The organism is Streptomyces sp. ISL-43 (assembly GCF_018614195.1).
Taxonomy (GTDB): domain Bacteria; phylum Actinomycetota; class Actinomycetes; order Streptomycetales; family Streptomycetaceae; genus Streptomyces.
Window position 1 is genome coordinate 155,944 of the sequence record NZ_JAGGOT010000028.1, and the last position, 26,160, is coordinate 182,103.

The window sequence follows — 26,160 nt, forward strand, 5'->3', positions numbered from 1 at the left end:
AGGCACCTTCAGCCTGTCGTGTGCGCGGGCACCGCAGCGTCGGCCCCAAGTCCCGTCCTTACCCCGGGCATACCGCGTCCGCAGTAGACGGGCCTACTCTGCCCTGGGCCGGACTAGTCCCGATTCGTAGGCGATGACCACCAATTGGGCGCGGTCACGGGCGCCCAGTTTGGCCATGGCCCGGTTCACGTGCGTCTTGACGGTGAGCGGGCTGACTTCCAGCCGGCCGGCGATCTCGTCGTTGGACAGGCCCGCCGCGACGAGGACGAGGACCTCGCGCTCGCGTCCGGTCAGCGCGGCCAGGCGCTGCGCGTGCGCGGCGGTGGCGATCGTGTCGGCGGCGCCGCCGCCCTGGGCGAGGAAGGTGGCGATGAGCCCCTTGGTGGCGGCCGGGGAGAGCAGCGCGTCGCCGGCGGCCGCGACGCGGATGGCGTTGAGCAGCTCGTCGGGTTCGGCGCCCTTGCCGAGGAAGCCGGAGGCGCCCGCCCGCAGGGCCGCCACGACGTACTCGTCGACCTCGAAGGTCGTCAGCATCACCACGCGCACGTCGGCCAGCTCGGGATCGGCGCTGATCAGGCGGGTGGCGGCGAGGCCGTCGGTGCCGGGCATCCGGATGTCCATGAGCACGACATCGGGCCGGACCCCGCGCGCCAGCTCGAAGGCCTGCGCTCCGTCGGAGGCCTCGCCGACGACCCGCATGTCGGGTTCGGAGTCGACGAGCACCTTGAACGCGCTGCGCAGCAGCGCCTGGTCGTCGGCGAGCAGCACCCTGATGGGTGTCGGGCCGGGGGTCGCGGTCTCTTCCACGCCCCGACCCTACGTCGTCCCCGCGCGGCGCGGATCAGCCCGCCGGAGCCGGAACGGTGGCGGGGAGGGGGAGGGGGAGCCTGCGGGTCACCTCGATGCTGACGTTGTCGTAACCCGCGGTGAAGAAGACGGTCGCGGCCAGTTCGGTCCCCGAGGCGGGGTCCTGGTGGACCACCCGCGGCCGGCGCGCCGTCCGGTCGAGCCCGGGTGCCGCGTGGCGCCCGAGACGGGCCGGGCGCATCACGCCGTCCGTGCGGACGTTGAGGAAGAGGTCCCAGGTGCCGGTGGGGATCGGCCCGCCGCCGACGGACGCGAGGTCCACCTCCACCTCGAAGCCGGAGAGGATCGGCTCGCCGCCGACGGACGCGAGGTCCACCTCCACCTCGAAGCCGGAGAGGATCGGCTCGCCGTCGACGGACGCGGGGTCCGTCACCACCTCGAAGCCGGTCGGGCCGGCCGGGCCGCCCACGGAGTCGGACGAGGGGCACGCGGTGACCGGGACCAGGTACTCCACCCCGGTCTCGCGCTGCCGCAGCGCCAGTTCGGTGGTCATCCGTCCGGCGCCGAGGGAGGTGATGTACCCGCGGCCGGTGAGGCGCATCCTGTTGCCCTTCCACGCCAGCGAGTCGAGCCGGTGCACCACCTTGAGGGTGTCGGTGATCTCGAAGAGGCCGTCCGGGAGTCCGACGGCGGGGTCGCGGAAGAGCGGGAAGGGGCGGTAGACGCGGCCGTTGTCGACGATCTGCCCGGGCGGGGCCTTCTCCGGGTTGTACGCGGCGAGCTGCTCGAAGGCCTCCATCGCCCCGTACAGGAAGCAGTACATCCGGATCCGGTCGATGTGCGGGAGCTCCCCGTACATGTCGGATGTCCAGTACGCCTCGCACATCGCCTTGCAGCGCCAGTACACCTCGGCGGCGTAGTCGGGCCGGCTCGCGCGCGCCCGCGCGGCCGCCGTCATCCTCTGCATCAGGGCGCGGAAGTGGCGCCCCAGCATGCGGCGGCGTCCCACCGGGTCCCGCACCGCGTCCGAGACCATCCGCATCGTGCGGTCGATGGACTCGACGTTCTCCCACGCGGTCCTGGGCCGCGAGGTGATGTTGCCGCCGTCCTCGCGCTTGCGCAAGAAGTAGCAGTCGTAGTCCCCGACCACCGATATCTTCCGGGCGGCGAGGTACGCGGCGGTCATGAAGACCTGGTCCTCGCCGTACCAGAGGTCTTCCGGGTAGCGGATCCGGTTGTACTCCAGGACCGCGCGCCGGATGAGCTTGAAGCTCCTCAGCGACCGGTACACCTCTGACGTGTAGAGGTCCGCGCGTTCGGCGTGCCGGTACGCCTTGTCCGAAACGACCCGGCCGAGTCCGACCTGCTTGCCGAGGACCACGTCGCTGTCCTGGCTGTCGGCCATCCCCACCAGGCGCCCCAGCGCCTCCGGGCCGAGGTAGTCGTCGGCGTCGACCACGTACACGTAGCGGCCCCGGGCCATGTCGAGGGCGCGGTTGCGGGGCGCGCTCGCGCCGCCCGAGTTCGCCTGGTGCACGACCCGCATCTGCGGATGGCGGGCGGCGTAGCGGTCCAGCTCGGCGCCGCTGCCGTCCGTGGACCCGTCGTCGACCGCGATCACTTCGATCCGCTCGATGCCGATGCTCTGGTTCACGACCGAGTCGAGGCACTCCACGAGATACGGCATCGCGTTGTAGACGGCGATGATCACGGATACGTCGGGGATGTGCTCGCGCTGCATGACGCGAAACTATATTCGACCTCGTGGGACCGCCTTCCGGCCTCCCGAACCGGCCCGGCTCAGCCCAGTGCGAGCACCACCAGGGCGGTCGTCGCCGAGACCTCGGCCAGGGCGCCGAACACGTCGCCCGTGACTCCGTCGAAGCGGCGCACGCAGCGGCGGAGCAGGAGCTCCGACGCCAGCAGGGCCGCAAGGACCGCCGCCGCGTACTGGCCGGCGTACGGCAGGCCCAGCGGCAGCGCGGCGGCGGCCGCCAGCACCACCGTGACCGCGGCGATCGCGGCGGCCGCGCCGCGCGGGACCGCGCCGGCTACGGCCGCGCCCAGCCCCCCGGGGCGGGCCGGCGGTACTCCGTCGCGGGAGGCCAGGGTCATCGCGAGCCGGGCCGTGACGGCGGCGAGCACGGCGGCGAGGGCGCCGCGGATCCAGCTGTCGGCGTACGCGTTCGACAGCGCCGCGACCTGGACCAGCAGGACGATCACCAGCGCCACCACCCCGAAGGGGCCGATGTCGGACTGCTTCATGATGCGCAGCGCGGCCTCGGCCGGCTTGGCGCTGCCCAGTCCGTCGGCCGTGTCGGCGAGGCCGTCCAGGTGCAGGGCGCGGGTCAGGGCCGCCGGGACGGCGACGGTGACGGCCGCGGCCAGCAGCGGGCCGCCCCCGCACAGCAGCAGGAGCACGCCGGGCACGGCCGCGAGGAGTCCCACGACGAGCCCGGCGAGCGGGGCGCAGGCCATGCCGGTCCGGGCGGCGGGGCGGTCCCAGCGGGTGATCCGCGCGGGCAGCACGGTGAGCGTGCCGAAGGCGAAGCGCACCCCGTCGAGCAGGGAGGCCCGCTCCGGGGGCGGCGTCGGGGGCGGCGTCGAAATCGGGCCATCGTACGAATCAGTCATCGGCGCGAACGCTACCCGCTCACGGTGGACGGTAAGTTACCCATTACGGACCAAATCGGGAGCTGCCGAACAGAAAGTCTGCGGTATGGGTCACTGGTGGTATCGAAACATCATGGAACCGGGGAAGCTCCCCCTGCTCCTCGCCCTGGTCTCCTTCGTCCTGTCCTTCCTGGTCACCCGTGTGATCACCCGGATGATCCGGGCGGGGCGGGGGCCGTTCAAGAACGTCACCCCGGGCGGGATCCACGTCCACCACGTGGTCCCCGGCGTGATCCTCGTGATCATCGGCGGTTTCGGTGCGATCGGCAGCAGCCGGCACAGTTTCGGGGCGGGACTCTCGGCCGTGATCTTCGGCCTGGGCGCGGGCCTGGTGCTGGACGAGTTCGCGCTGATCCTCCACCTGGACGACGTGTACTGGAGCGAGCAGGGCCGCAAGAGCGTGGAGATCGTGGTCCTGACGGCGGCGATCGTGGCCCTGGTCCTGGGCGGATTCCTGCCCTTCGGGGTCAACGACCTCACCGAGGCGGAGCGGCACAACCGCGGGCTCGTCGCCATGAACACGGCGACCAACTTCTTCCTGGCCCTGATCGCCCTGTGGAAGGGCAAACCGCGCACCGCGTTCTTCGGCACGGTCATCCCCTTCGTCGCGCTGATCGGCGCGATCCGGCTGGCCCGGCCCGGTTCCCCGTACGCGCGCAGGTTCTACGCGAACCGCCCGAAGGCCCGGGCCAAGTCGGGGCTGCGCGCGTTCCACCACGACCGCAGGTGGGCGGCGCCGCGCCGCAAGTTCGAGAACTTCATCGGCGGGACCCCGGACCCGGAGCGGGCCTCGGAGAACGAGTTGCGTCGACCCTGACCACGTGGACCGCGTGAAAGGGCCCGCCCGTCGGGGGCGGGCCCTTTCACGTACTTCCTTCGGCGTCCGTCAGCCCGGGATCAGGCCGTCGTCGCCGAGCAGCTCCTTGACCTCGTCCAGCGTGGCCTCCGGCGCCGGCAGGATCAGCTCCGACGGCTCCAGCGCCTCGTCCGGAAGCGGCTCGCCGAGCCGGCGCACGGCGTCGAGCAGTGCGCCCAGCGTGCGCCGGAAGCCCTCCTCGTCACCGCTCTCCATCTCCGCGAGCAGCTCGTCGTCCAGCTTGTTGAGCTCGGCGAAGTGACCGTCTGCCAGCTTCCACTGGCCTTCCCCCATGATGCGGACAATCATGACGGGCCCCGTCCTACTGCTTGTCGAACCGGTGCTGGGTCTGCGACGGCTGGCCGGTGCCCGGGGCGCCGCCCTCGATGGCCTGCTGCGGGGCGGAGGTGCCGCCCGCCAGCTCGGCCTTCATCCGCTGGAGCTCCAGCTCCACGTCCGTCCCGCCGGAGAGGCGGTCCAGCTCGGCCTGGATGTCGTCCTTGGAGCCGAGGCCGCTCTGGTCGTCGAGCGCGCCCGAGGCGAGCAGTTCGTCGATCGCGCCGGCGCGGGCCTGCAGCTGGGCCGTCTTGTCCTCGGCACGCTGGATGGCGAGGCCGACGTCGCTCATCTCCTCGGAGATGCCCGAGAAGGACTCGGCGATCCGGGTCTGCGCCTGGGCCGCCGTGTACGTGGCCTTGATCGTCTCCTTCTTGGTGCGGAAGGCGTCCACCTTGGCCTGCAGCCGCTGCGCGGCGAGGGTCAGCTTCTCCTCCTCGCCCTGAAGGGTCTGGTGCTGCACCTCCAGGTCGCTGACCTGCTGCTGCAGGGAGGCCCGGCGGGACAGGGCCTCGCGGGCCAGGTCCTCGCGGCCCAGGGCGAGGGCCTTGCGGCCCTGGTCCTCCAGCTTGCTGGACTGGCCCTGGAGCTGGTTCAGCTGCAGTTCCAGCCGCTTGCGGGAGGTCGCCACATCGGCGACGCCGCGGCGTACCTTCTGCAGCAGTTCAAGCTGCTTCTGGTACGAGTAGTCGAGGGTCTCGCGCGGGTCCTCGGCCCGGTCAAGGGCCTTGTTCGCCTTCGCGCGGAAGATCATCCCCATACGCTTCATGACACCGCTCATGGGCTTCGCGCGCCCCCTTCTAGACGGACTTCGCTCCGGTCACCGACAGTCGCGATCCCCGGTCACCCGAGATGATCGCCACAGAACCCACAGTACGGGCCCTGTCTCCATTACCGCACTGTTCGAGTGCGGATGCGCTCCTCCTCCAGGACGACTACTCCGCCGCCGTGTCAGGCGTAAGGAGTAGGTGCTCCCCTCACGGCCCGCTCGCGGGTCCGCAACTAGAAGGACGCCCGCCGTTGCCGGATCGTTCCCCGCCGGGGTGGGGCCCGTGCCCATGACCACGTACCCTTGGGTTTTGTGTTTGGTAGCCGCTCCTCCAAGGAAGAGAAGGCCGCCGCCACCGACAAGGTGAGCGCCGACCTCTCGCAGTCCCGTGACCCGCAGGCCCCGAAGGGCCGCCCTACGCCGAAGCGTGCTGTGGCCCAGTCGCAGCGCAAGGCCGTGGTGGCCTCGACCGGCAATCGCAAGGAGGATGCCAAGCGAGCCCGTGAGCGCCGTCGAGTCGAGATGGCCAAGCAGCGCGAGGCTCTCGCCAGTGGCGACGAGCGTTATCTGCCCAACCGCGACAAGGGCCCCGTCCGCCGCTACGTGCGCGATTTCGTGGACTCCCGCTTCTCCGTCGCCGAGATGTTCCTGCCCCTGGCAGTGATCATCCTGGTGCTCAGCATGGTCCGGGTGCCGTCCATCCAGAACGTCGCGCTGACGCTGTGGCTCGGCGTGATCGCGCTGATCATCCTCGACTCCATCGGCATGTTCATCCGCCTGCGCAAGGCCCTGAACCAGCGCTTCCCGGACGAGCCCAAGCGCGGCGCCGTCGCGTACGGCCTCATGCGCACCCTTCAGATGCGCCGGCTCCGTCTGCCGAAGCCGCAGGTCAAGCGCGGGGAACGGCCCTGAGCCGAGGGACGCCCGGAGCGTTCGGCGGGGGCGGGTTCGCGGACGGGGCCCGTTTGTGGCTGGAGGGCCTGGGCGGACTGCGCAACGCCGTCCGCCAGGAGCTCGTCGGCCGCCAGGTCGACGAGCAGATCGCGCACCGCTTCCCCGTCGGGCAGCGGCTGCGCGTCCTCGACGTCGGCATGGGCCAGGGCACCCAGGCGCTGCGCCTGGCCCGCGCCGGGCACAAGGTGACCGGCCTGGAGCAGGACCCCGACATGCTGGCCGTCGCCCGTGAGGCGCTGGCCGCCGAGCCCGCCGGGATCCAGGACCGTGTCCGCCTCATGGAGGGCGACGGCCGGGAGACCGGCGCGCACTTCCTGCCGGGCAGCTTCGACGTCGTGCTCTGCCACGGCGTCCTCATGTACGTGCCCGAGCCGGACGCCATGCTCGCCGGGCTCGCCCGGATGCTGGCCCCCGGCGGCCTGCTGTCCCTGCTGGTGCGCAACGGCGACGCGCTCGCCATGCGGCCCGGCCTTGACGGCGACTGGCCTGCCGCGCTGGCCGCCTTCGACACCGTCGGCTACACCAACCGGCTCGGCCTGGACGTACGCTCCGACCGGCTGGCCGCGCTGACCGCGACCCTGTCCGGCATCGGCGCCCCGCTGCAGACCTGGTACGGCGTGCGCGTCTTCACCGACGGCACCGAGGCCGGGGAGGAGCTCCCCGCCGACGAGGAGCTGGAACGCCTCCTCGCCGCCGAGGACCGCGCCGGGCGGACCGACCCGTACCGCGGGATCGCCGCACTGCTGCACCTGTGCGGCGTACGCGGCTGAACCCCGCCCCGCGACACACCGGAGCCCGGACCCGCGGACGGGCCCGGGCTCCTCGCCATCCGGCTCAGGCGTCCAGCGCCTCGCTCAGGCTCATCGTGTAGAGCTCGGTGCCGCTGTCGTCGGACAGCTTCACGTTCTCGGTGCCACCCTCCAGCAGGTCCTTCCAGTACTCGCCGATCCACGACTCGGCGTCCCCCTGCGTGGTGAACTCCTCGGGCACCACCGACGGACTCGTCTCACTGCCGTCCGCCGTCTCGAACCGCCACGTCCACGCCATGTCCGCCTCCGTTGCTCGTCCGCCACTCGCACGCTTCTCGCCTTGAGTGTGCCCGCAGACTAACCGGGCGCGCAGCAGTCTCGGCGACGCGGGAGGATCATCCTGTGGAACTCACTCTGCTCGGCACCGGCACACCCGAAGGACTGCCCCGCCCCGGCTGTCCCTGCGCCGCCTGCGCGGTCAGCGTCGGCCCCCGGGCACGCGCCGCCACGGCCGTACTCGTGGACGGGGCGCTGCTGCTCGACCTGACCCCCGGAGCCGTGCTCGCGGGTGCGCGCGCGGGGCACTCCCTGGCCGCCGTACGGCAGGTCCTGCTGACCCATCCGCACGACGGACCGGCCGTCGAGCTGCCGCCGGGGCTGCCCGCGGCCGGGCGGGTGCCGGACGGGCGGGAACTCGCGGTGATCTCCGGGCACCGGGTGCGGGCGGTGCCGATGGACTCGCCGGGCACCGGCTACGAGGTGACCGGGCCGGACGGCGGCCGGGTGCTGTACCTGCCGCCCGGCGGCGCGCCCGCCGGAACCGACGGCACGAGCGGGCGGCGCCCGTACGACGTGGTCCTGGCCGACGTGCTCGGCCGGCCCGAGGCCATGGCGCGGCTGCGGGCGAGCGGGGCGGTGGGCCCGGCGACGGACGTGATCGCCGTCCACCTGGACCACGACACCCCGCCGGGCCCGGAGCTGGAGCGCCGCTGCGCGGCCGCCGGCGCGCGGGCGGTGCCGGACGGGACCACGGTGACGGCCGGGGAGTACCACGCGCCGCCGGCCGTGCCGCGCCGGACCCTGGTCCTGGGCGGGGCCCGCTCGGGGAAGTCGTACGAGGCGGAGCGCCGGCTGACCGGCTACCCCGAGGTCGTCTACGTCGCCACGGGCGGCACGCGGGACGGCGACGCGGAGTGGTCGGCGCGGGTCGGGCTCCACCGGGAGCGGCGGCCGGCCTCCTGGCGGACGGTGGAGACCTGCGAGCTGGCCCCGCTGCTGGCGCAGGAGGGCCCGCCGCTGCTGATCGACTGCCTGTCGCTGTGGCTGACGGACGCGATGGACCGGGTGGGTGCCTGGGACGACGCGGTCTGGACGAACGGCGGCGCGAAGGAGCTGCGGGAACGGACCGCCGAGCTCGCGGCCGCCGTCCGCGCGACCCGTCGGACGGTCGTGCTCGTCAGCAACGAGGTCGGCTCCGGCGTGGTCCCCGCGACCGCGTCGGGACGGCGGTTCCGGGACGAGCTGGGCCGGCTGAACGCGGAGGTCGCGGGCGAGTGCGAGCACGTGCTGCTGGTGGTGGCGGGGCAGGTGGCGGTCCTCAAGGAATAGCCCCGCGGCCCGGGCCGATCCGGACCGCCGAGGCCGGTCGGGCGCCGCGGGGCTCGGCTGTACGCTCTGGCAGATGACCACGCTGAATCTCGACGACTTCTCCGATCTGATCGAGCGCCCCGACGGGGGCGTGCGGCGTGATGCCGAGGAACGCCGTGAGCGGCTGGCCGTGCCGGTCGGTGCGCTGGGGCGGCTCGACGAGCTCGCCGAGTGGCTGGCCGCCGCGCAGGGGCGGGTGCCGGTCGCGCCGATCGAGCGGCCGCGCGTCGTACTGTTCGCCGCCGACCACGGGATCGCCGCCGAGGGGGTGTCCGCACGGCCCGCCGGCAGCGCCCACGAGCTGGTGCGGGCCGTGCTCGACGGGACGAGCCCCGTGGCCATCCTGGCCGGGCGGCTCGGCGCCTCCGTACGGATCGTCGACGCGGGCCTGGAGTGCGACCCCGCGCTGCTGCCGGAGGAGATCACCAAGCACCGCGTACGCAGCGGCAGCGGACGGATCGACGTGGAGGACGCGCTGACGGCCGAGGAGGCCACGGCGGCGCTGCGGCTCGGGATGCGGATCGCCGACGAGGAAGCCGACTCCGGGACCGACCTGATCGTGCTCGGGGATCTGAGCGTCGGCGGGACCACCGTCGCCGCGACGCTCGTCGCCGCCCTGTGCGGCACCGACGCCTCCGTCGTCACCGGCCGCGGCGGCGTGCCCATCGACGACCTGGCCTGGATGCGCAAGTGCGCGGCGATCCGCGACGCGCTGCGACGCGCCCGGCCCGTCCTCGGGGACCAGGTCGCGCTGCTCGCGGCCGTAGGCGGCGCGGACGTCGCCGCGATCACCGGTTTCCTGCTCCAGTGCGCGGTCCGCCGGACCCCCGTCATCCTCGACGGAGTCGTCTCGGCGGCCTGCGGACTGGTGGCCCAGCGGGCCGCTTTCCGGGCCCCGGACTGGTGGCTGGCCGGACAGGCCAGCGGGGAGCCCGGCCAGGCCAAGGCCCTGGACCGGATGGCGCTCAACCCTGTACTCGACCACGGCGTCACTGTGGGAGAAGGAACCGGGGCATTGCTGGCTCTTCCCCTCGTCCAGGCGGCCGCCGCACTCGCGGCGGAACTCCCGGAGCGGGCGGCCGAGCCGAAGGAGTGAGTCACCGGGGCCCGCAGTCCTGACCAGGCCGCGGTCCTCCGGACGCCGAGCACGGACTGCGACGCCCCATATCATCGCTTTTTATGGGAGAGGTCCGTTTGACCAGCGCAGAGACCGAACGGAAGACCGACCGAGGAACCGGTGGGGATCCGAACGGCAACGGCAAAACAGGGGGCGGCCGGGAAACCGGCCAGGGGAACGGCCCCGGCAACAGCCGGGAGGGCGGCAGGGGAAGCGCCCGATCGCGGCGCGGCGCCGCCTTCGCGGTGTGGTACTTGCGCGCCGTCACCTTCATCAACTTCCTCAGCGCGGTGTGGGTTTCGCTCGGCCAGGACCTGCGCCGGCACAGCACCGCCGATTTCTACACCCCGTACCTGCTCACGGCGGGCTTCGCCTCCGCGGCCTTCTCGCTGCTGCTCACCGTCACGATGGGCCGCCGCAAGCGGGCCGCCTGGATCCTCAACCTCGTACTGAGCGGGCTGACGCTGCTGGCGTTCCTCGTGGCCGCCGTCGCCTCCTTCACCCCCTGCTCGGGCGTGACCGACGACTTCTGCTACCCGGAGTTCCGCAGCCACGCCCAGAACTGGGTGGCCTTCGCGCTGACCGCCCTCTTCGTCGGCGCCCTGCTGCTGGGCCGCCGGGAGTTCTACGCCAAGGGCGACCGCTCCAACCCGCTGCTGGCCAGCCTCGTCGCCTCCATCGGCCTGCTGGTGACCTCGCTCGTCGCCGCCCTGCTGGTCGGCGCGACCAACACCGACCCGGACGCCGGCGACGCACCGTTCCTGGCCCGCTGGCGCTACGGAGTGATGCGGCTGATCACGCTGGCGCCCGACGGCAAGGCGTACAACGCGATCACCACCCCCGGCTGGGTGGACGTCACCATCAACGTCATGTCGACGGTGCTGCTGCTCGCCGTCCTGTTCGCCGCCTTCCGCTCGCGCCGCGCCGTCGACCCGATCGGCGAGCACGACGAGGAGAAACTGCGCGCGCTGCTCGCCAAGCACGGGGACCGCGACTCCCTGGGCTACTTCTCGCTGCGCCGAGAGAAGTCCGTCATCTGGTCCCCCACCGGCAAGGCCGCCGTCACCTACCGCGTCGTCGGCGGGGTCTCGCTGGCCTCCGGCGACCCGATCGGCGACCCCGAGGCCTGGCCCGGCGCCATCGAGCCCTGGCTGGCCGAGGCCCGCGAGCACGGCTGGGTCCCCGCGGTGATGGGCGCCAGCGAGGAAGCCGGGCAGATCTACGCCCGGCACGGACTGGACGCGCTGGAGCTGGGCGACGAGGCGATCGTCGAGACCGCCGAGTTCACCCTGGAGGGCCGCGCCATGCGGACCGTCCGGCAGGCGTACAACCGCGTCAAGCGGGCCGGATACACGGTCCGCATCCGCCGCCACGCCGACATCCCCTCCGACGAGATGGACGTGCTCCTGCTGCGCGCCGACGACTGGCGGGACGGCGCGACCGAGCGCGGCTTCTCGATGGCGCTGGGCCGACTGGGCGATCCCGGCGACGGCCAGTGCGTGATGCTGGAGTGCTTCGACGGCGACGGCGCACTACGCGCCGTGCTGTCCTTCGTGCCGTGGGGACCCAAGGGCCTGTCGCTCGATCTGATGCGCCGTGACCGGGATTCCGAGAACGGTCTGATGGAGTTCATGGTCATCGAACTCCTGGAGCGCTCAAAGGAGATCGGCGTCACACAGGTCTCGCTCAACTTCGCGATGTTCCGCTCCGTCTTCGAGCGTGGGTCGAAGCTCGGCGCCGGTCCGGTGCTGCGCATGTGGCGCTCGCTGCTGAGCTTCTTCTCGCGCTGGTGGCAGATCGAGTCCCTCTACCGGGCCAACGCCAAATACCGGCCGATCTGGGAACCGCGGTTCATGCTCTTCGAGAAGAGTTCGGACCTGCTGCGGATCGGTATCGCGGCGGGCCGGGCCGAGGGGTTCCTGGAAGCCCCCGGCCTGCCGAAGTGGATGCACCGCAGACATCTGGAGAGCAAGCGTTGACGACTGCCTCACTGCGGCGGTTCGCCCGCCGCGAGTGGGGGCCCCTGTACCGGACGATCCGGGACGCGCTCGTCCACGACAAGTGGCGGGCGATCCCGATGACGATCGGCGCGGTCTGTCTGACTTCGGTCTTCCAGATCGTGCAGAACACGTCATGGGGCTTCCAGCCGGTCCAGAACCTCGGGTCGGTCAAAGCCGTCGACCCGCTCTGGCTGGCCCTGCTGCGGACCCCCCTGTCGCTGTTCGTGCCCGCGCTGGACCTGCCGGTGTGGGGTGCGCTCGCCCAGATCCTGCTGGTCTTCGGGATCTCGGAGATCTGCATCGGCTGGTGGCGCACGCTGGCCATCGGCTACGTCGCCACGCTGGCCGGGACGACGTACGCGCGGATCGGGCTCTCGCTCGGCGCGGACCACCCCTTCGGGCTGCCGGTGTCGGACCGGATCGTCAACGACACCGGGCCCTCGGCGGCGGTGGTCGGGCTCGCGATCTACGTCTGCTGGCGCTACCGGGCGTACGTCACCGGATCCGTCGTCATCGTGGTGATGATCGGCGAGCTGCTGTTCAAGGACAACCTGGCGGGCAAGGAGCATCTGGCGGCCATCGCCTCGGTCATGGTGCTCTGCTATGTGCGCGCCAAGTGGGGTCCGGAGCGCTCCCGCACTCCCCTCGGCCTCCACCCGCCGGCCCCGCCGCCCCGGAGCTCGCACAGGGCATAGGGGTGGGGTACGGGCAGGCCGTACCGTATCGGGGTGACGACTAACCCCGGACGCTTCGGCTCCGCCCGGCAGTGGACGCGGGACCATCCGCTGGCCAGCGACGCCGTCCTCGCGCTCGGGGCGCTCGTCGCCATGGTCGTCGGCTCCTTCGCCAACCCGCACGGGATCCACGGCCCGACCTTCGGGACCCGTACCCCCGAGACGCTCTCGCTGGTGCTGATGGTGCTCGGCGCGGCCGCCCTGGTGCTGCGGCGCAGGCGGCCCCGCGCCGTACTGGCCGCGACCATCGGGCTCTCGCTGCTGGAGCTGACCACCGGGGAGCCGCGGGCGCCCGTCGCCATGTGCGCGGTGATCGCCCTGTACACGCTGGCCTCCCGCAGCGACCGGCCCACCACCTGGAAGGTCGGCCTGGTCACCATGGCCGGGCTGACGGGCGTGGCCATGCTGGCCGGTCCGCTGCCCTGGTACGCGCAGGAGAACCTCGGGATCTTCGCCTGGACCGGCATGGCCGCGGCCGCCGGGGACGCGGTGCGCAGCCGCCGGGCCTTCATCGACGCCATCCAGGAGCGGGCCGAGCGCGCCGAGCGGACCCGGGAGGAGGAGGCCCGGCGGCGGGTCGCCGAGGAGCGGCTGCGGATCGCCCGGGACCTCCACGACGTGGTGGCCCATCACATCGCCCTGGTCAACGTGCAGGCAGGGGTGGCCGCGCACGTCATGGACAAGCGCCCGGACCAGGCGAAGGAGGCCCTCGCCCACGTCCGCGACGCCAGCCGCTCCGCGCTGAACGAGCTGCGGGCCACCGTCGGGCTGCTGCGCCAGTCCGGCGATCCGGAGGCGCCGACCGAGCCCGCGCCGGGGCTGGCCGTGCTGGACGACCTCGTGGACACCTTCCGGCACGCGGGGCTCCCGGTGAAGGTGATGGTCCAGCTGGGCCGCGACCGCGACCCGCTGCCGGCCGCCGTGGACCTGGCGGCGTACCGGGTGATCCAGGAAGCGCTGACCAACGTGCGCAAGCACGCGGGCCCGGGTACGGACGCCGAGGTCAGCGTGGTCCGGGTGGGCGGCTCGGTGGAGGTGACCGTGCTGGACGACGGCGGCACCTCGGCCGACTCCGCGCCGCGGCCGGTGGACGCGGGCGGCGGGCACGGCCTGCTCGGGATGCGCGAGCGGGCCGTCGCCCTGGGCGGCTCCTGCTTCGCCGGCCCCCGGTTCGGGGGCGGCTACCGGGTCCACGCGATCCTCCCGGTGGGCTAGGCCTTCTCTTTCGGATCTTGCCGGGCCCGCGGATCTGCCAGGGCCTACCGGCAGACCCGGCGCCAGACGCCGAGGTCGTACTTCTTCTGCAGCGAGCTGAGCTTGGCCTCGCGGGCGCGCGGGCACCACTGCGCGAACGGCTTCTCGTACTCCACGTGGAAGACCGCCTTGCCCGCCCGCACGAAGGGGGCGAGCTTGTCGCACTCGTCGTACTGCATGCACTGCTCGTTGACCGCGAAGTCGAACTCGCCCAGCAGCTGCGGGATCTGGTCCAGGTCGTTCTTCAGGCCCACCGCCAGCCCCCGGTCGTGCGCGAGCTTCGCGATCAGCCGGTTGTACCTCAGCTGGTCGTCGGCGGTGAGCGGGAAGCCGGATGTGTTGCGGTAGGCGTCCATGTTGTCCGGCTCCACCGCGTCGAAGCCCTTGTCCCGGCACATGTCGAACCGCGCGGCGATCAGCGGCTCCAGCTCCGCGAGCCGCCGGATGTCGAGCCAGCGCTCGCCCTCCCAGCCGTTGCCCTCGCCCCGCAGTGCCGGTGGGAAGGCGTCGGCGTCCGGCCGGAAGTCCTCCCAGGCGCCGGTGGAGAGGTAGCAGACGGTCCGCCGGCCGGCCGCCTTGAGCCCGGCGACCTGCTCCTTGGTGGTGGTGAACCCGTCGACGTCGTAGACGGCCGCCTTCACGGAGGTGTCGAGCTTCCCGGTGAGCTGCCACTGCCAGCTGACGCCGGGCGCGGGCTGCCAGCGCTCCCCCGGCGCCGGGGCGGGCGAGAGGTCGTCCGCCCGCTCCTCCTCGTCCGGCGCGGAGGTGCAGGCCGCGAGCAGCAGCAGCGGTACGAGCAGCAGCAGGCGCCGGCGTGCTGCTGCGAACGGGCGTCTCATCCCGCGGCCTCCAGGGCGTACGGGAGGGTCCCCCACGGGTGCGCGCCGGTCCCGGGGACCGCGCAGTGCACCCCCGCCCCCCGCTGGGACGCCAGTTGCTCGGCGAGTGAGGCCGGGGCGCCCGGCGGGACGGCGTACACGAGGTGGCAGAAGCGCTGGGCGGGGTGGTCGGCCGTCCACGGCGGTACGGCGGCCGCGTCCCGGTAGGCGTCCCAGGGGCCCTCGAAGGTGACGAGCAGGTCGGCGAGTTCGGCGTAGCCGGGGTGCGGGTGCACTCCGTGGTTGAGGACCACCGTACGGGCCCCGGCGGCCCGCGCGGCGACGCCGAGCCGCCCGTAGTGCGCCAGGAACTCCGGGCCGGCGGCCGCCTGGTCGAGGAAGGCCCCGTCGGTGGCGTACCAGTCCCGGTGGCGCAGCAGGTCCTGGACGACGGCGGCGTGCGGGCGGCGCCCGTAGTCGGTGTCGGCGTACCCCAGGACGGGCACCCCGGCCTCGCGCAGCCGCTCGGCGACGACGGCGAACCGCTCGTCGGGGGCGTCGCCCGGCCCGCTGTCGGGGTTGAGCACCACCGAGTGCAGCCGGGGGGCGGCGCGGATGAGCAGCTCCCAGTCCTCGGGCCGGTCGGCGGGGTGCTCGTAGAGGGGCACCAGCAGCATGGGGTCCTTCTTCTCGTACGGGGTCACGTGCATCAGCGGTGGGCCGTCGCGCGGCCGAGCAGCAGGCAGACGAGCGTGCCCAGCGCGAGGGCCGCGGCCCCGGCGACGGCCAGCTGTACGGTGCGCGGCTGCCCCACCCCGAGGAGCAGGGCCAGGCTCTGCCCGACGGCGGCCGAGGCGACGACCACCGCGGCGGGCCGCACCGCTCCGAAGGACTGCAGGAGCAGCCCGGTCCACATCACGGCGCCGAGCAGCAGCAGGGTGGCGGTGCGCATCCCGGTCAGGCTGGGCGCGCCGGGCCAGAGCAGGGTTCCGGTGAGGCCGAGGGCGAGGAGCACCGCCAGGTAGGCGGCGAGGCACTGGGCCAGGGTGGCGACCATCCGCAGCCTGAACTGCCGGGGCGAGCGGGCCGCGCGCAGTCCGGCGAGGCTGCCGCTGCGGAAGCGGTAAAGCAGCCATTCGGCGGGGCCCATGCTGAGGGTGAGGGCCACCGCCGAGGGGGCCGCGACCGCCTCGGCGGGGCCTCCCGCGAGTACCTCTCCCAGGGCGGCGTACAGCACGAGCAGGCCGGTGCCCAGGCCGAAGACCCCGTAGGGGACGGAGTCCGCGAGCCGGGGGCCGCGCGGCGCGTACTCCTCCTCGGCGCCGCGCAGCATCTGCCAGCGGACCGGGCCCCGTTCGCCCGGCCGGCGCTCGCTCCAGCGGCGGATCCGGAGCACGAGGGCCCGTACGCCGTCGGCCACCGGGAGTTCGCGCAGGGCCAGCGCGCAGGCGGCCAGCAGGGAGAGCGCCAGGAGGCAGACCCGCAGCGGAACGGGCAGTTCCACCAGGAGCGTGAGCACCGCCCCGCAGGCCATCGGCGCGAGCGCGGCGAGCAGCACCCGCTCCCGCCCGAGCACGAGCAGCACGGTGGCGGCCCCGACGTACAGGGCCTGGCCGGCGGCGAAGGCATAGGAGAACGGGGGCCCGCCGGGCACCGACAGCGCGGCGGCCATGCCGAGCAGGGCCCCGGCGGGGGCGCCGAGCAGCAGGGTCCGCCCGGCGGCGGCCCGGTCGCCGAGGCCGAGCCAGGAGTAGGCCCGGTGGGACAGGGTCTGGTCCCAGACCCAGCCGATGAGCGCCCCGGCGAGCAGGGTCAGCGTCCCCGCGGGCAGCCCCAGCCGGTCCTTGGGGCCGTCCAGGAGTGGCGCGCCCAGCAGATAGGCGAGGCCGGGCAGGGCGAAGATCACCCCGCGCAGGAGGCAGGCGGTGAGGGAGACCTTCCAGGGGTCGGGCACGCGGTCGGGCTCCGGGAAGGAGCGTGGGACCCGGGCGTAGAGCTCCTCGGCGAGGCCGAAGGAGTCCTGGCGCCCGTAGGTGAGCCGGATGTGCTCGTCGGTCATCCCGTCGGATTCGAGGATCGCCGCGATCTCGTCGGGGTGGACGGCGGCGGCGATGAAGACGTCGAGGCGCTGGGCGAGTTCGTCCATCGGGTCCGCGGCGGGCGCGGCGCCCCGCCGCGGCCGCGGGATGGCCGGAAGGGTGTCCCCACCGGGGACCTTCAGCCAAAGTGATCCGCTCACCACAGGCTCCCGTCGGCGGCCAGTTCCTTGTACCAGGGGTCGGCGAGCCGCTGGGTCCATTCGTCGCCCACGTGGACGGGCAGGACGGGCTGGCCGGAGAGTTCCCGGTAGATGTGCCGGAAGCCGTCGACGGACTGGTGGAGGGTGAACTTCTCGACCACCCGCTTGCGCGACATCCGTCCCAGCTCGGCGCGGCGTTCGTCGTCGCGGAGCAGGGCGAGGGTGGCACGGGCCATCGTCTCGGGCTCGCGCGGCGGAACGACGAGGCCCGTGTCGCCGACGGCCTCGCGGACCCCGCCGACGTCGGTGGAGACGGTGGTGCGGCCGCAGGACATGGCCTCGATGATAGAGAAGGGGAAGCCCTCGCTGATGGAGGAGAGCATCACGATGGAGCCGGCCGCGTAGGCCTGGGCGACCTGCTCGATGCGGCCCTCGTACGAGATCCCGTCGGTCACCCCCAGCTCGGCGGCGAGCTTCTCCAGCTTGAGCTTGTACTCCTCGCAGCCGGCCGGGACCGGGCCGAAGAGACGCAGCCGCAGGGCGGGCAGCTCCTCGCGCATGAACGCGTAGGCCCGGATCAGGGTTTCGAGGTCCTTGATCGGGTCGATCCGGCCGCACCAGCTGAGGGTGGGGACCTCCGGTTCGGGGCCGGCCTCGGGGAAGGCGTGCGGGTCGACGCCGTTGTAGACGGTGCGGATCCGCTCGGAGTCGGCACCCCCGCGCTCCTCCCAGCGGCGGTTGTACTGGTTGCACGGGGTGATCAGGTCGGCCTGCCGGTAGCCCTCGGTGTTGAGCTCGCGGTAGAAGCCGAGCATCAGGGCCTTGACGGGCCAGCGCTGTTCGGCGCTGCGGTAGCCGAGGTAGCGCTCGCGCAGGTAGATCCCGTGCTCGGTGAGGAGGAAGGGGACCTCGTCGTGGTACTTGGCGGCGAGCGCCGGGAGGGTGGCCAGTCCGCTGCTCACGGCGTGCGCGACGCTGTCGGGCGGGATCCGCACGGACAGCGGACGCAGCGCGTGTTCCAGCAGGTCGGTGGCGGTGAGCGCGTCGTGGATGGTGGGCTCGGCGTCGGCGGTCGCGAGGCCCGGGCGGGTCCAGACGGTCATCAGCAGGCGCAGGACCGATTCGGAGCGCATGGCCGGGGCGAGCCGGCCGCAGCGGGCCAGCAGGGCCAGTTCGCGCAGGGCCTCGGAGAAGCCGCGCGCCGAACCGCCGGGGGCGGGGTCGAGCAGGGAGAGCAGGAAGGTCTCGTAGGTCTCGGTGAAGCGGCGCCGCGCCTTGCCTCGCAGGCCGGAGCGCATCCTCCTGGCCGGCGGAGGCCCCCAGAGCGGAACGGCGGTGTGGCGGTAGACGTTGCGCGGCAGTTCCCAGGTGACCGGCTCGCGTCCGGAGCCGGTCAGGGCTATGACGTTGAAGTCGATCTCCGGCATACCGCGGACCAGTTGGTCGCACCAGGTGCTGACGCCCCCGTGGACGTGCGGATAGGTGCCTTCGGTGAGCATGGTGACATGGCGCCCATGGCTCATGCGGTGTGTCCCCCCAAGGACGGAAAAGGGGCCGGCGCCCGTGGTTCGCGGAGCGCCGGCGCTAGGTGGTACGTGTGGCTGGCTCGGACGTGCTGCCCGACGGTCAGGGCATGTGGAGCGTGACGGCGCTCTGAAGCAGCTCGGGGGCCGTCCAAGTGGACCGGGACCCGGCGTAGGCGGTGCCGAAGTCGGCGGTTCCGAGCAGGAGCTGCTTCTTCGTGCCGGCGGGCGCGGTGACCGGGGCGACGACTCCGGAGGGCGCCTTGACGGTGACGTCCTTGCCGATGCGGTAGGCCGTGACCTGGTTGGCGGCTACCGCGGCGTTCCAGGCCGCACGGCGCTGGAGCTCGACGCCGGTCTCCTTCATGCTCTGGTTCACGATCGGCGCGCTGGGCGCGTAGAGCGTGCGATAGGAGTCGAGGACCTGGTTGAGGACCGGGTAGAGGGTGCGGTCCTCGGCGAGGTTGCTCTGGTGGACGTAGTGCGGGCGCGGGTCGTTGTTCAGGACGTGCCGCATGGCGGTCCTGGCCTCGGCCGGGACGATGTAGCCCAGGTAGCCGGTGTTGGCGTCGAGCGGGGCCGGGAGGCAGGTGGAGGTGCCGGGGTTGTCCTCGCAGATGCCGCTGCCGCCGTGGGCCCGGCTCGTGTAGATCCAGTTGTACTCGTCGGCCATCTCGGCGTTCGTGCCCGTGTTGTAGTACACGTTCATCGGGTACCGGGGGACGGTCAGCGCGGCACCCACCGGCCGCTGAACGGGCTCGCGGGAGTTGTCGCTGCCCGCCCATTTCACGCCGTTGTCGGCGAGCGCGCCGGCCAGATTGGGGTTGTCCTGGCCCTGCTGCGGAAAGGTCTTGAGGCCGGAGTGCTCACCGGTGACCAGCTCGGAGCGGTCCGTGGTGATGCCCTTGGAGGCGGCCCAGTTGTTGTTGTCCCGGATCTGCGCCGAGATCTCGGCGCGGCTCATCCAGTTGACGGCGCCCTGGGCGTTCTTCGTGCAGGTCCACGGGCTGGTGGTGGTGTCCTGGACACAGCCGAGGAACGGGTGGGTGTAGGTGTGGTTCATCCACCGGTACTTCGCCTTGTCGGCGATCAGCTGGGCGGTCAGGGCGTCGGTGTTGCCGTGCTCCGTCTTCCACTCCTCCCCCGCGCCCGCGTTGAAGAGCAGGTCGAGCTTGAAGTTCTTCGACGTCTGCCACTGCGCCAGGTACTGGGCGTCGGCGGCCGTCATCCGGATGGTGGACTCCTGGCCCTCGCCGCCCGCGCAGGCGTAGTCGCCGGGGGTGCAGTTCAGCTCCTTGCTCCAGCGGGCGTCCGGGGCGAAGACGTCGTCGACGTGGACCGCGAAGTAGTTGCGCTCCTGGCCGAGGTGGACGCCCTGGGTGACCCATTCGACGATGCCGCGCGCCAGCAGCCGGAACTGCTGCTGGTGCTGGTTGTAGCCGAAGGTGACGACCAGTTCGCTGCGCCCGTCGTGGGTGTACTCGCCGACGAGCGAGGCCCGTCCGGAGCCGACCGGTGCGTCGACGTAGCTGGTGTAGCCGGGCCTCGGCTTGGCCATGAACCCGTAGCTCTCCGGGATCAGCGCCGAGTTGTCCTCGAAGGCGACCTGGCCGCCGAGGTAGGCGAAGGGGCCCGCCTTGCCGGCCGCGGTGACGGCGGCCTGGGTGCCGTCGAGCGTGCCGCTGTAGCCGCCGTTGTCGGTGTACTCCAGGCCCACACCCGGGTGCGCCCAGGTGTACGCGTCCACCTGACGGATTCCGTACGTCGTCTCGTACGCGGCGAGCGCGGCCATCTCGGCCGAGCCCGCGCCGAACGGGTTCTCGTTCGGCAGCACCACGCCCTGGAACTTGGCGCGCGGCCGCCCGTCGACCGTGTCGGCGAGGAACGCCGCGTTGACCACCGGGCGGCTTCCGCTGCCCAGGTCGACGCGGGTGAACGGAACCCCGGTGTCGCGGAGTTCCGCCGTGATCGCCTCGACCGAGCTGCCGCCGTCGTCGACGACGAGCACCCTCAGGTCGATGCGCGGAGCAACGGCCGCCTGAGCCGTCGCTCCGGGTACCGCGACGGATGCTATGGCAGCCGCGAAGCATACGGCGGCGATCCTGTTCATCCGGTCTTTCTTCGTGACCATTTCGGCCTTTCCCCCCGCAGGCGTCCTCGACTTCGGCCCGTGGCGTGAGGCCGGGCCGGGGAGGCTCTGTGGAAATGATGCAAAGGAACCCCGCGTCCCCTTGCGAGAGTGGCCCGAGTCTCACGGACCTCGTCAGGTCTAAGGGGCAAACCTGGAACAGAGGCCACAGATGGGTGAACCTGGCAGTCTCTTGATCGAACAACTTGCCAAACCTTCGAGTGGCGTGCGGACGACATCGTGCGCGTAGGCTCATTTCCGGCGGCCATCGGGCCCGAATACGATCGCTACGGACGGCCGGCCACCCACTCGGCCCACACCACCAAAACGGAAGCGAGACTTCACCACCGTGACTGCTCTGACTCTCAGCACTGCCGGACCGGCGACGCTGCGCGCCGACGCCCTCGTCGTCGGCGTAGCGAAGGGCCCCAAGGGCCTCGTCGTGGCCGCGGGCGCCGAGGCCGTGGACAAGGCGTACGACGGAAAGCTCGCCGCCGTGCTCGACGCGCTCGGTGCCACGGGCGCCGAAGGCGAGATCACCAAGCTGCCGGCCCCGGACGGCCTCAAGGTCCCGGTCGTGCTGGCGGTCGGGCTGGGCCCCGTCCCCGAGACCGACGAGTCGTACGACGAGGAGGCGCTGCGCCGCGCCGCCGGCGCCGCCGCCCGCGCCCTGCACGGCTCCAAGAAGGCCGCCTTCGCGCTCCCCCTGGACGACGCCTCCGCCGTCACCGCCGTCGCCGAGGGCGCGCTGCTGGGCGCGTACGCCTTCACCGCCTACCAGGGCGGCGAGAAGAAGGGCGCCAAGAACGGCGGCCCGAAGCTGCCGCTCACCGAGGTGGCCCTGCTCGGCGCCAAGCCGCGCGACAAGGACCACAAGGCCGCCGCCGAGCGCGCCATCGTCGTCGCGACCGAGGTCAACATCGCCCGCGACCTGGTCAACACCCCGCCGAACGACCTCACCCCCGAGGCCTTCGCCGCCGTCGCCTCCGCGACCGCGAAGGAGAACGGCATCAAGGTCCAGGTCCTGGACGAGAAGGCCCTGGTCAAGGGCGGCTACGGCGGCATCATGGGCGTCGGCAAGGGCTCCGAGAACCCGCCGCGCCTGGTGAAGCTCTCCTACACCCACCCCAAGGCGGAGAAGACCCTCGCCTTCGTCGGCAAGGGCATCACCTACGACTCCGGCGGCATCTCCCTCAAGCCGGCCGGCCACAACGAGACGATGAAGTGCGACATGGCCGGCGCCGCCGCCGTCTTCGCCTCCGTCGTCGCGGCCTCCAAGCTCGGCCTCCAGGTCAACGTCACCGGCTGGCTCGCGCTCGCCGAGAACATGCCGTCCGGCTCCGCCACCAAGCCCGGCGACGTGCTGCGCATGTACAGCGGCAAGACCGTCGAGGTCCTCAACACGGACGCGGAGGGCCGCCTGGTCCTGGGCGACGCGCTGACCAAGGCCTCCGAGGACAACCCGGACGCGATCGTCGACGTCGCGACCCTGACCGGCGCCATGATGATGGCCCTGGGTGACCGCACCTTCGGCATCATGGCCAACGACGACGCCTTCCGCACCTCGGTCCACGAGATCGCCGAGGAGGTCGGCGAGGCCTCCTGGCCGATGCCGCTCCCCGCGGACCTGCGCAAGTCCATGGACTCCCCCACCGCCGACATCGCCAACATGGGTGTCCGGATGGGCGGCGGCCTGGTGGCCGGCCTCTTCCTGCAGGAGTTCGTCGGCGAGGGCATCACCTGGGCCCACCTCGACATCGCGGGTCCCGCCTTCCACGAGGGCGCCCCGTACGGCTACACCCCCAAGGGCGGCACCGGCTCGGCCGTGCGCACCCTGGTGCGGCTGGCCGAGCGCACGGCCACGGGCGACCTGGGCTGACGCGTCCGGCGTGGGGCCGCGGCACAGCGGCGGCCCGCGGGCCCCGACCTTGATCAGATTTTCTGATCGGGGTCGGGGCCTGTTCACTGTCAACGAAATCCGTAGGTTTCTACGCTGCGGTAACCCCCGGTTCAGGCAGATCGACCTGTCACAGGGCGGGCCCGCCGTCCCGCGTTCCGCCGACAAATGCGAAGATGGGTTCTCGGCAGGACAGGGCCCCCACCACAGGGCCGAAGAAACAAGCGGCCGATTACCAGCCGCCGCCCGGTCACAGAGGACCGGTGCTCGGCGCACATGCATGGAGGACGTGACGTGGCGAACGACGCCAGCACCGTTTTCGACCTAGTGATCCTCGGCGGTGGCAGTGGCGGTTACGCCGCGGCGCTGCGCGCATCCCAGCTGGGTCTGGACGTTGCCCTGATCGAGAAGAACAAGCTCGGCGGCACCTGCCTGCACAACGGCTGCATCCCCACGAAGGCTCTGCTGCACGCGGGCGAGATCGCGGACCAGGCTCGCGAGGCCGCCCAGTTCGGTGTGAAGGCCACCTTCGAGGGCATCGACATCGCGGGTGTGCACAAGTACAAGGACGACATCATCGCGGGCCTGTACAAGGGTCTGCAGGGTCTGGTCGCCTCCCGCAAGCTGACCTACATCGAGGGTGAGGGACGCCTCTCCTCCCCGACTTCCGTCGACGTGAACGGCCAGCGCATCGAGGGCCGCCACGTGCTGCTGGCGACCGGCTCCGTGCCGCGCTCGCTGCCGGGCCTGAACATCGACGGCAACCGCATCATCTCCTCGGACCACGCGCTGGTCCTGGACCGCGTGCCCGAGTCCGCCATCGTCCTGGGCGGCGGCGTCATCGGCGTCGAGTTCGCCTCGGCGTGGAAGTCCTTCGGCACCGACGTCACCATCGTCGAGGGCCTCAAGCACCTCGTGCCGGTCGAGGACGAGAACAGCTCGAAGCTGCTGGAGCGGGCGTTCCGCAAGCGGGGCATCAAGTTCAACCTCGGCACCTTCTTCGACAAGGCCGAGTACACCGAGAACGGCGTGCGCGTCACGCTGGCCGACGGCAAGACCTTCGAGGCGGAAGTGCTGCTGGTCGCGATCGGCCGCGGCCCGGTCTCGCAGGGGCTGGGCTACGAGGAGCAGGGCGTCGCGATGGACCGCGGCTACGTCCTGGTCGACGAGTACATGCAGACCAACGTGCCGACCATCTCGGCCGTCGGCGACCTCGCCCCGACCCTCCAGCTCGCGCACGTCGGCTTCGCCGAGGGCATCCTGGTGGCGGAGCGTCTGGCCGGTCTCAAGACCGTCCCGATCGACTACGACGGCGTCCCGCGCGTCACGTACTGCCACCCCGAGGTCGCGTCCGTCGGCATCACCGAGGCCAAGGCCAAGGAGATCTACGGCGCGGACAAGGTCGTGGCCCTCAAGTACAACCTGGCGGGCAACGGCAAGAGCAAGATCCTGAAGACCGCGGGCGAGATCAAGCTCGTCCAGGTCAAGGACGGTGCCGTGGTCGGCGTCCACATGGTCGGTGACCGGATGGGCGAGCAGGTCGGCGAGGCCCAGCTGATCTACAACTGGGAAGCCCTGCCGGCCGAGGTCGCGCAGCTCATCCACGCGCACCCGACGCAGAACGAGGCGATGGGCGAGGCGCACCTGGCGCTCGCCGGCAAGCCCCTGCACGCACACGACTAATCGTCACTGGGCGCGACGACCACTTCCGCACTTTCGTTAGGAGCAACAGAAACCATGTCGGTTTCCGTAACCCTTCCGGCGCTCGGTGAGAGCGTCACTGAGGGCACTGTCACCCGCTGGCTGAAGGCCGAGGGCGAGCGCGTCGAGGCCGACGAGCCGCTGCTCGAGGTCTCGACCGACAAGGTCGACACCGAGATCCCGTCCCCCGTGTCGGGCATCCTGGCCTCGATCAAGGTCGCCGAGGACGAGACCGTCGAGGTCGGCGCCGAGCTGGCCGTCATCGACGACGGCTCGGGCGCGCCGGCCGCGGCCGCCGCTCCGGCCGCCGCCGCGACGGTCGTCGCCGAGGCTCCGGCCGCGCCGGCCGCGCCGGCTCCGGTCGCCGAGGCCCCCGCGGCCCCGGCTGCCGCGACCCCGGCTGCCGCCGGTACCGATGTCGTGCTCCCCGCCCTGGGCGAGTCCGTCACCGAGGGCACCGTCACCCGCTGGCTGAAGCAGGTCGGCGAGTCCGTCGAGGCCGACGAGCCGCTGCTCGAGGTCTCGACCGACAAGGTCGACACCGAGATCCCCGCCCCGGTCGCCGGCGTTCTGCTGGAGATCCTGGTCGCCGAGGACGAGAACGCCGAGGTCGGCGCCCGTCTGGCCGTCATCGGCGCGGCCCCCGCTGCCGCCCCGGCCGCCGCCGCGCCGGCTCCGGTCGCCGCTGCCGCCCCCGTCGCCGCTCCGGCTCCGGTCGTGGCCGCCCCCGCGGTCGCCGCTCCGGCCCCGGTCGCCGCCCCGGCTCCCGTGGCCGCTCCGGCTCCGGTCGCCCCCGTGGCCCCGGCCGCCCCCGCCGCCCCGGTTTCCGCCGGTGACGAGGGCGCGTACGTGACCCCGCTGGTGCGCAAGCTCGCCTCGGAGTCCGGCGTCGACCTGTCCGCGGTCTCGGGCACCGGTGTCGGTGGCCGCATCCGCAAGCAGGACGTCCTGGCCGCCGCCGAGGCCGCCAAGGCCGCCGCTGCCGCTCCGGCCCCGTCCGCCGCTCCGGCCGCGAAGGCTCCGGCCGCCGCGGTCTCCGAGCTGCGCGGTCAGACGGTCAAGATGACCCGCATGCGCAAGGTCATCGGCGACAACATGATGAAGGCCCTGCACTCGCAGGCGCAGCTCAGCTCCGTGGTCGAGGTGGACATCACCAAGATCATGAAGCTGCGCGAGAAGGCCAAGGCCGGCTTCCTCGCCCGTGAGGGCGTCAAGCTGTCCCCGATGCCGTTCTTCGTCAAGGCCGCGGCCCAGGCGCTGAAGGCCCACGCGGTCGTCAACGCCCGGATCAACGAGGACGAGGGCACCATCACCTACTTCGGCTCGGAGAACATCGGCATCGCCGTGGACTCCGAGAAGGGCCTGATGACCCCGGTCATCAAGGGTGCGGGCGACCTCAACCTGGCGGGCATCTCCAAGGCCACCGCCGACCTGGCCTCCAAGGTCCGCGGCAACAAGATCACGCCGGACGAGCTGTCGGGCGCGACCTTCACCATCAGCAACACCGGCTCGCGCGGTGCGCTGTTCGACACGGTCATCGTGCCCCCGAACCAGGTCGCCATCCTGGGCATCGGCGCGACGGTCAAGCGCCCGGTGGTCATCGAGACCGCCGAGGGCACGAACATCGGCATCCGCGACATGACGTACCTGACCCTGTCCTACGACCACCGCCTGGTGGACGGCGCGGACGCGGCCCGGTACCTCTCGGCCGTCAAGGCGATCCTCGAGGCCGGCGAGTTCGAGGTCGAGCTCGGCCTGTAAGGCTCTGCGCGACAGCGCGACGGACTCCGTCGCGTACGGCGCCCCCGCCCGGACACAAGTCCCGGGCGGGGGCGCCGTCGTCGTACGCTGGGCGGCCCTGGTGGGGGCCCTGTAACCAGCCTCACCCTGCGCCCCCGACCCGGAACGCATCGCGACGACCGGAGCGGCCGTATTGTCTACGCATCAGGCCCCGCATG

Annotated in this window: 22 protein-coding genes; 11 read left to right on the plus strand and 11 right to left on the minus strand. The window is 72.2% G+C overall.

The annotated features are described in order from the left end of the window. Nucleotides 1-93: 93 nt before the first annotated feature. Genes J7F03_RS15915 through J7F03_RS15925 form a run of 3 tightly spaced genes read right to left on the minus strand, consistent with a single transcriptional unit; the run spans nt 94 to nt 3,441 of the window. Entirely contained in the window at nt 94-807 is a 714-nt protein-coding gene (locus tag J7F03_RS15915) for a response regulator transcription factor (protein ID WP_214949943.1), read from the minus strand. 34 nt (nt 808-841) lie between these two features. Then, nucleotides 842-2,548, minus strand: a complete 1,707-nt coding sequence (locus J7F03_RS15920) for a glycosyltransferase (protein ID WP_214949944.1) — start codon at nt 2,546-2,548, stop codon at nt 842-844. Between the two features lie 59 nt (nt 2,549-2,607). Further along, the gene (locus J7F03_RS15925) at nt 2,608-3,441 is read right to left on the minus strand and encodes an adenosylcobinamide-GDP ribazoletransferase (protein WP_214949946.1); all 834 of its coding nucleotides are present in this window, start codon (nt 3,439-3,441) and stop codon (nt 2,608-2,610) included. Nucleotides 3,442-3,526: 85 nt separating this feature from the next. On the opposite strand from J7F03_RS15925, the gene J7F03_RS15930 reads away from it, so the two are divergent. Beyond that, nucleotides 3,527-4,297: a hypothetical protein gene (locus J7F03_RS15930; protein WP_214949948.1), complete on the plus strand. Its 771-nt coding sequence runs from the start codon at nt 3,527-3,529 to the stop codon at nt 4,295-4,297. 69 nt (nt 4,298-4,366) lie between these two features. Here the strand turns inward: J7F03_RS15930 and J7F03_RS15935 are convergent, their stop codons facing one another. Both J7F03_RS15935 and J7F03_RS15940 read right to left on the minus strand, forming a co-directional pair. Next, nucleotides 4,367-4,645, minus strand: a complete 279-nt coding sequence (locus J7F03_RS15935; protein WP_214949950.1) for a hypothetical protein — start codon at nt 4,643-4,645, stop codon at nt 4,367-4,369. A 13-nt stretch (nt 4,646-4,658) separates the two neighbouring features. Next, nucleotides 4,659-5,453: a PspA/IM30 family protein gene (locus J7F03_RS15940; protein ID WP_214949951.1), complete on the minus strand. Its 795-nt coding sequence runs from the start codon at nt 5,451-5,453 to the stop codon at nt 4,659-4,661. 291 nt (nt 5,454-5,744) lie between these two features. On the opposite strand from J7F03_RS15940, the gene J7F03_RS15945 reads away from it, so the two are divergent. Both J7F03_RS15945 and J7F03_RS15950 read left to right on the plus strand, forming a co-directional pair. After that, nucleotides 5,745-6,353 (plus strand): DUF3043 domain-containing protein, encoded by a 609-nt coding sequence (locus tag J7F03_RS15945; protein ID WP_214949953.1) that lies wholly within the window; start codon nt 5,745-5,747, stop codon nt 6,351-6,353. 53 nt (nt 6,354-6,406) lie between these two features. Continuing rightward, nucleotides 6,407-7,165: a class I SAM-dependent methyltransferase gene (locus J7F03_RS15950; protein WP_374104341.1), complete on the plus strand. Its 759-nt coding sequence runs from the start codon at nt 6,407-6,409 to the stop codon at nt 7,163-7,165. A 64-nt stretch (nt 7,166-7,229) separates the two neighbouring features. Here J7F03_RS15950 and J7F03_RS15955 read toward each other — a convergent pair whose 3' ends face one another. Further along, complete coding sequence (locus tag J7F03_RS15955) at nt 7,230-7,442, minus strand: hypothetical protein (RefSeq protein WP_214949955.1); 213 nt, start codon at nt 7,440-7,442, stop codon at nt 7,230-7,232. Between the two features lie 104 nt (nt 7,443-7,546). Here J7F03_RS15955 and J7F03_RS15960 point away from each other — a divergent pair, with 104 nt between their 5' ends. From J7F03_RS15960 to J7F03_RS15980, 5 genes are all read left to right on the plus strand, one after another. Next, a complete protein-coding gene (locus tag J7F03_RS15960; RefSeq protein WP_214949957.1) occupies nt 7,547-8,752 on the plus strand; it encodes a bifunctional adenosylcobinamide kinase/adenosylcobinamide-phosphate guanylyltransferase in 1,206 nt (401 codons plus the stop codon). Between the two features lie 73 nt (nt 8,753-8,825). Further along, the gene (gene cobT / locus J7F03_RS15965; RefSeq protein WP_214949958.1) at nt 8,826-9,887 is read left to right on the plus strand and encodes a nicotinate-nucleotide--dimethylbenzimidazole phosphoribosyltransferase; all 1,062 of its coding nucleotides are present in this window, start codon (nt 8,826-8,828) and stop codon (nt 9,885-9,887) included. Nucleotides 9,888-10,153: 266 nt separating this feature from the next. Further along, a complete protein-coding gene (locus J7F03_RS15970) occupies nt 10,154-11,887 on the plus strand; it encodes a phosphatidylglycerol lysyltransferase domain-containing protein (RefSeq protein ID WP_374104342.1) in 1,734 nt (577 codons plus the stop codon). Beyond that, entirely contained in the window at nt 11,884-12,603 is a 720-nt protein-coding gene (locus J7F03_RS15975) for a hypothetical protein (RefSeq protein WP_251071972.1), read from the plus strand. The genes J7F03_RS15970 and J7F03_RS15975 overlap by 4 nt, the downstream gene beginning before the upstream one ends. 33 nt (nt 12,604-12,636) lie before the next feature. Then, nucleotides 12,637-13,857: a histidine kinase gene (locus tag J7F03_RS15980; protein ID WP_214949960.1), complete on the plus strand. Its 1,221-nt coding sequence runs from the start codon at nt 12,637-12,639 to the stop codon at nt 13,855-13,857. A gap of 44 nt (nt 13,858-13,901) precedes the next feature. On the opposite strand, the gene J7F03_RS15985 is transcribed toward J7F03_RS15980, so the two are convergent. From J7F03_RS15985 to J7F03_RS16005, 5 genes are all read right to left on the minus strand, one after another. Continuing rightward, on the minus strand, nt 13,902-14,735 hold the full coding sequence (locus J7F03_RS15985) for an endo alpha-1,4 polygalactosaminidase (RefSeq protein ID WP_214949961.1): 834 nt from the start codon (nt 14,733-14,735) through the stop codon (nt 13,902-13,904). Continuing rightward, nucleotides 14,732-15,391: a spherulation-specific family 4 protein gene (locus J7F03_RS15990; protein WP_214950026.1), complete on the minus strand. Its 660-nt coding sequence runs from the start codon at nt 15,389-15,391 to the stop codon at nt 14,732-14,734. The genes J7F03_RS15985 and J7F03_RS15990 overlap by 4 nt, the downstream gene beginning before the upstream one ends. Nucleotides 15,392-15,423: 32 nt before the next feature. Further along, nucleotides 15,424-16,953: a hypothetical protein gene (locus tag J7F03_RS15995; protein ID WP_214949962.1), complete on the minus strand. Its 1,530-nt coding sequence runs from the start codon at nt 16,951-16,953 to the stop codon at nt 15,424-15,426. Next, nucleotides 16,950-18,476, minus strand: coding sequence for a GT4 family glycosyltransferase PelF (gene pelF / locus J7F03_RS16000; protein WP_214949964.1), 1,527 nt, complete (start codon nt 18,474-18,476; stop codon nt 16,950-16,952). The genes J7F03_RS15995 and pelF overlap by 4 nt, the downstream gene beginning before the upstream one ends. 103 nt (nt 18,477-18,579) lie before the next feature. Continuing rightward, a complete protein-coding gene (locus tag J7F03_RS16005) occupies nt 18,580-20,607 on the minus strand; it encodes a hypothetical protein (RefSeq protein ID WP_251071974.1) in 2,028 nt (675 codons plus the stop codon). Nucleotides 20,608-20,953: 346 nt separating this feature from the next. Between J7F03_RS16005 and J7F03_RS16010 the strand changes: the two genes are divergently transcribed. The 3 genes from J7F03_RS16010 to sucB all read left to right on the plus strand — a co-directional run bounded on the left by J7F03_RS16010 (nt 20,954) and on the right by sucB (nt 25,963). Beyond that, entirely contained in the window at nt 20,954-22,483 is a 1,530-nt protein-coding gene (locus J7F03_RS16010; RefSeq protein WP_214949965.1) for a leucyl aminopeptidase, read from the plus strand. Nucleotides 22,484-22,795: 312 nt separating this feature from the next. Continuing rightward, the gene (gene lpdA / locus J7F03_RS16015) at nt 22,796-24,184 is read left to right on the plus strand and encodes a dihydrolipoyl dehydrogenase (RefSeq protein ID WP_214949966.1); all 1,389 of its coding nucleotides are present in this window, start codon (nt 22,796-22,798) and stop codon (nt 24,182-24,184) included. A 54-nt stretch (nt 24,185-24,238) separates the two neighbouring features. Then, nucleotides 24,239-25,963 (plus strand): 2-oxoglutarate dehydrogenase, E2 component, dihydrolipoamide succinyltransferase, encoded by a 1,725-nt coding sequence (gene sucB, locus J7F03_RS16020; RefSeq protein ID WP_214949967.1) that lies wholly within the window; start codon nt 24,239-24,241, stop codon nt 25,961-25,963. Nucleotides 25,964-26,160: the final 197 nt, after the last annotated feature.

Excerpts from the sequence above, each read along its gene's own strand:
- J7F03_RS15925 (WP_214949946.1), bottom strand. The coding sequence starts at position 3,441 with ATGACTGATTCGTACGATGGCCCGATTTCGACGCCGCCCCCGACGCCG.
- pelF (WP_214949964.1), bottom strand. The coding sequence starts at position 18,476 with ATGAGCCATGGGCGCCATGTCACCATGCTCACCGAAGGCACCTATCCG.
- sucB (WP_214949967.1), top strand. The coding sequence starts at position 24,239 with ATGTCGGTTTCCGTAACCCTTCCGGCGCTCGGTGAGAGCGTCACTGAG.
- J7F03_RS15940 (WP_214949951.1), bottom strand. The coding sequence starts at position 5,453 with ATGAGCGGTGTCATGAAGCGTATGGGGATGATCTTCCGCGCGAAGGCG.
- J7F03_RS15990 (WP_214950026.1), bottom strand. The coding sequence starts at position 15,391 with ATGCTGCTGGTGCCCCTCTACGAGCACCCCGCCGACCGGCCCGAGGAC.
- J7F03_RS15955 (WP_214949955.1), bottom strand. The coding sequence starts at position 7,442 with ATGGCGTGGACGTGGCGGTTCGAGACGGCGGACGGCAGTGAGACGAGT.
- J7F03_RS15920 (WP_214949944.1), bottom strand. The coding sequence starts at position 2,548 with ATGCAGCGCGAGCACATCCCCGACGTATCCGTGATCATCGCCGTCTAC.
- J7F03_RS15985 (WP_214949961.1), bottom strand. The coding sequence starts at position 14,735 with ATGAGACGCCCGTTCGCAGCAGCACGCCGGCGCCTGCTGCTGCTCGTA.
- J7F03_RS15930 (WP_214949948.1), top strand. The coding sequence starts at position 3,527 with ATGGGTCACTGGTGGTATCGAAACATCATGGAACCGGGGAAGCTCCCC.
- cobT (WP_214949958.1), top strand. The coding sequence starts at position 8,826 with ATGACCACGCTGAATCTCGACGACTTCTCCGATCTGATCGAGCGCCCC.
- J7F03_RS16005 (WP_251071974.1), bottom strand. The coding sequence starts at position 20,607 with ATGGTCACGAAGAAAGACCGGATGAACAGGATCGCCGCCGTATGCTTC.
- J7F03_RS15935 (WP_214949950.1), bottom strand. The coding sequence starts at position 4,645 with ATGATTGTCCGCATCATGGGGGAAGGCCAGTGGAAGCTGGCAGACGGT.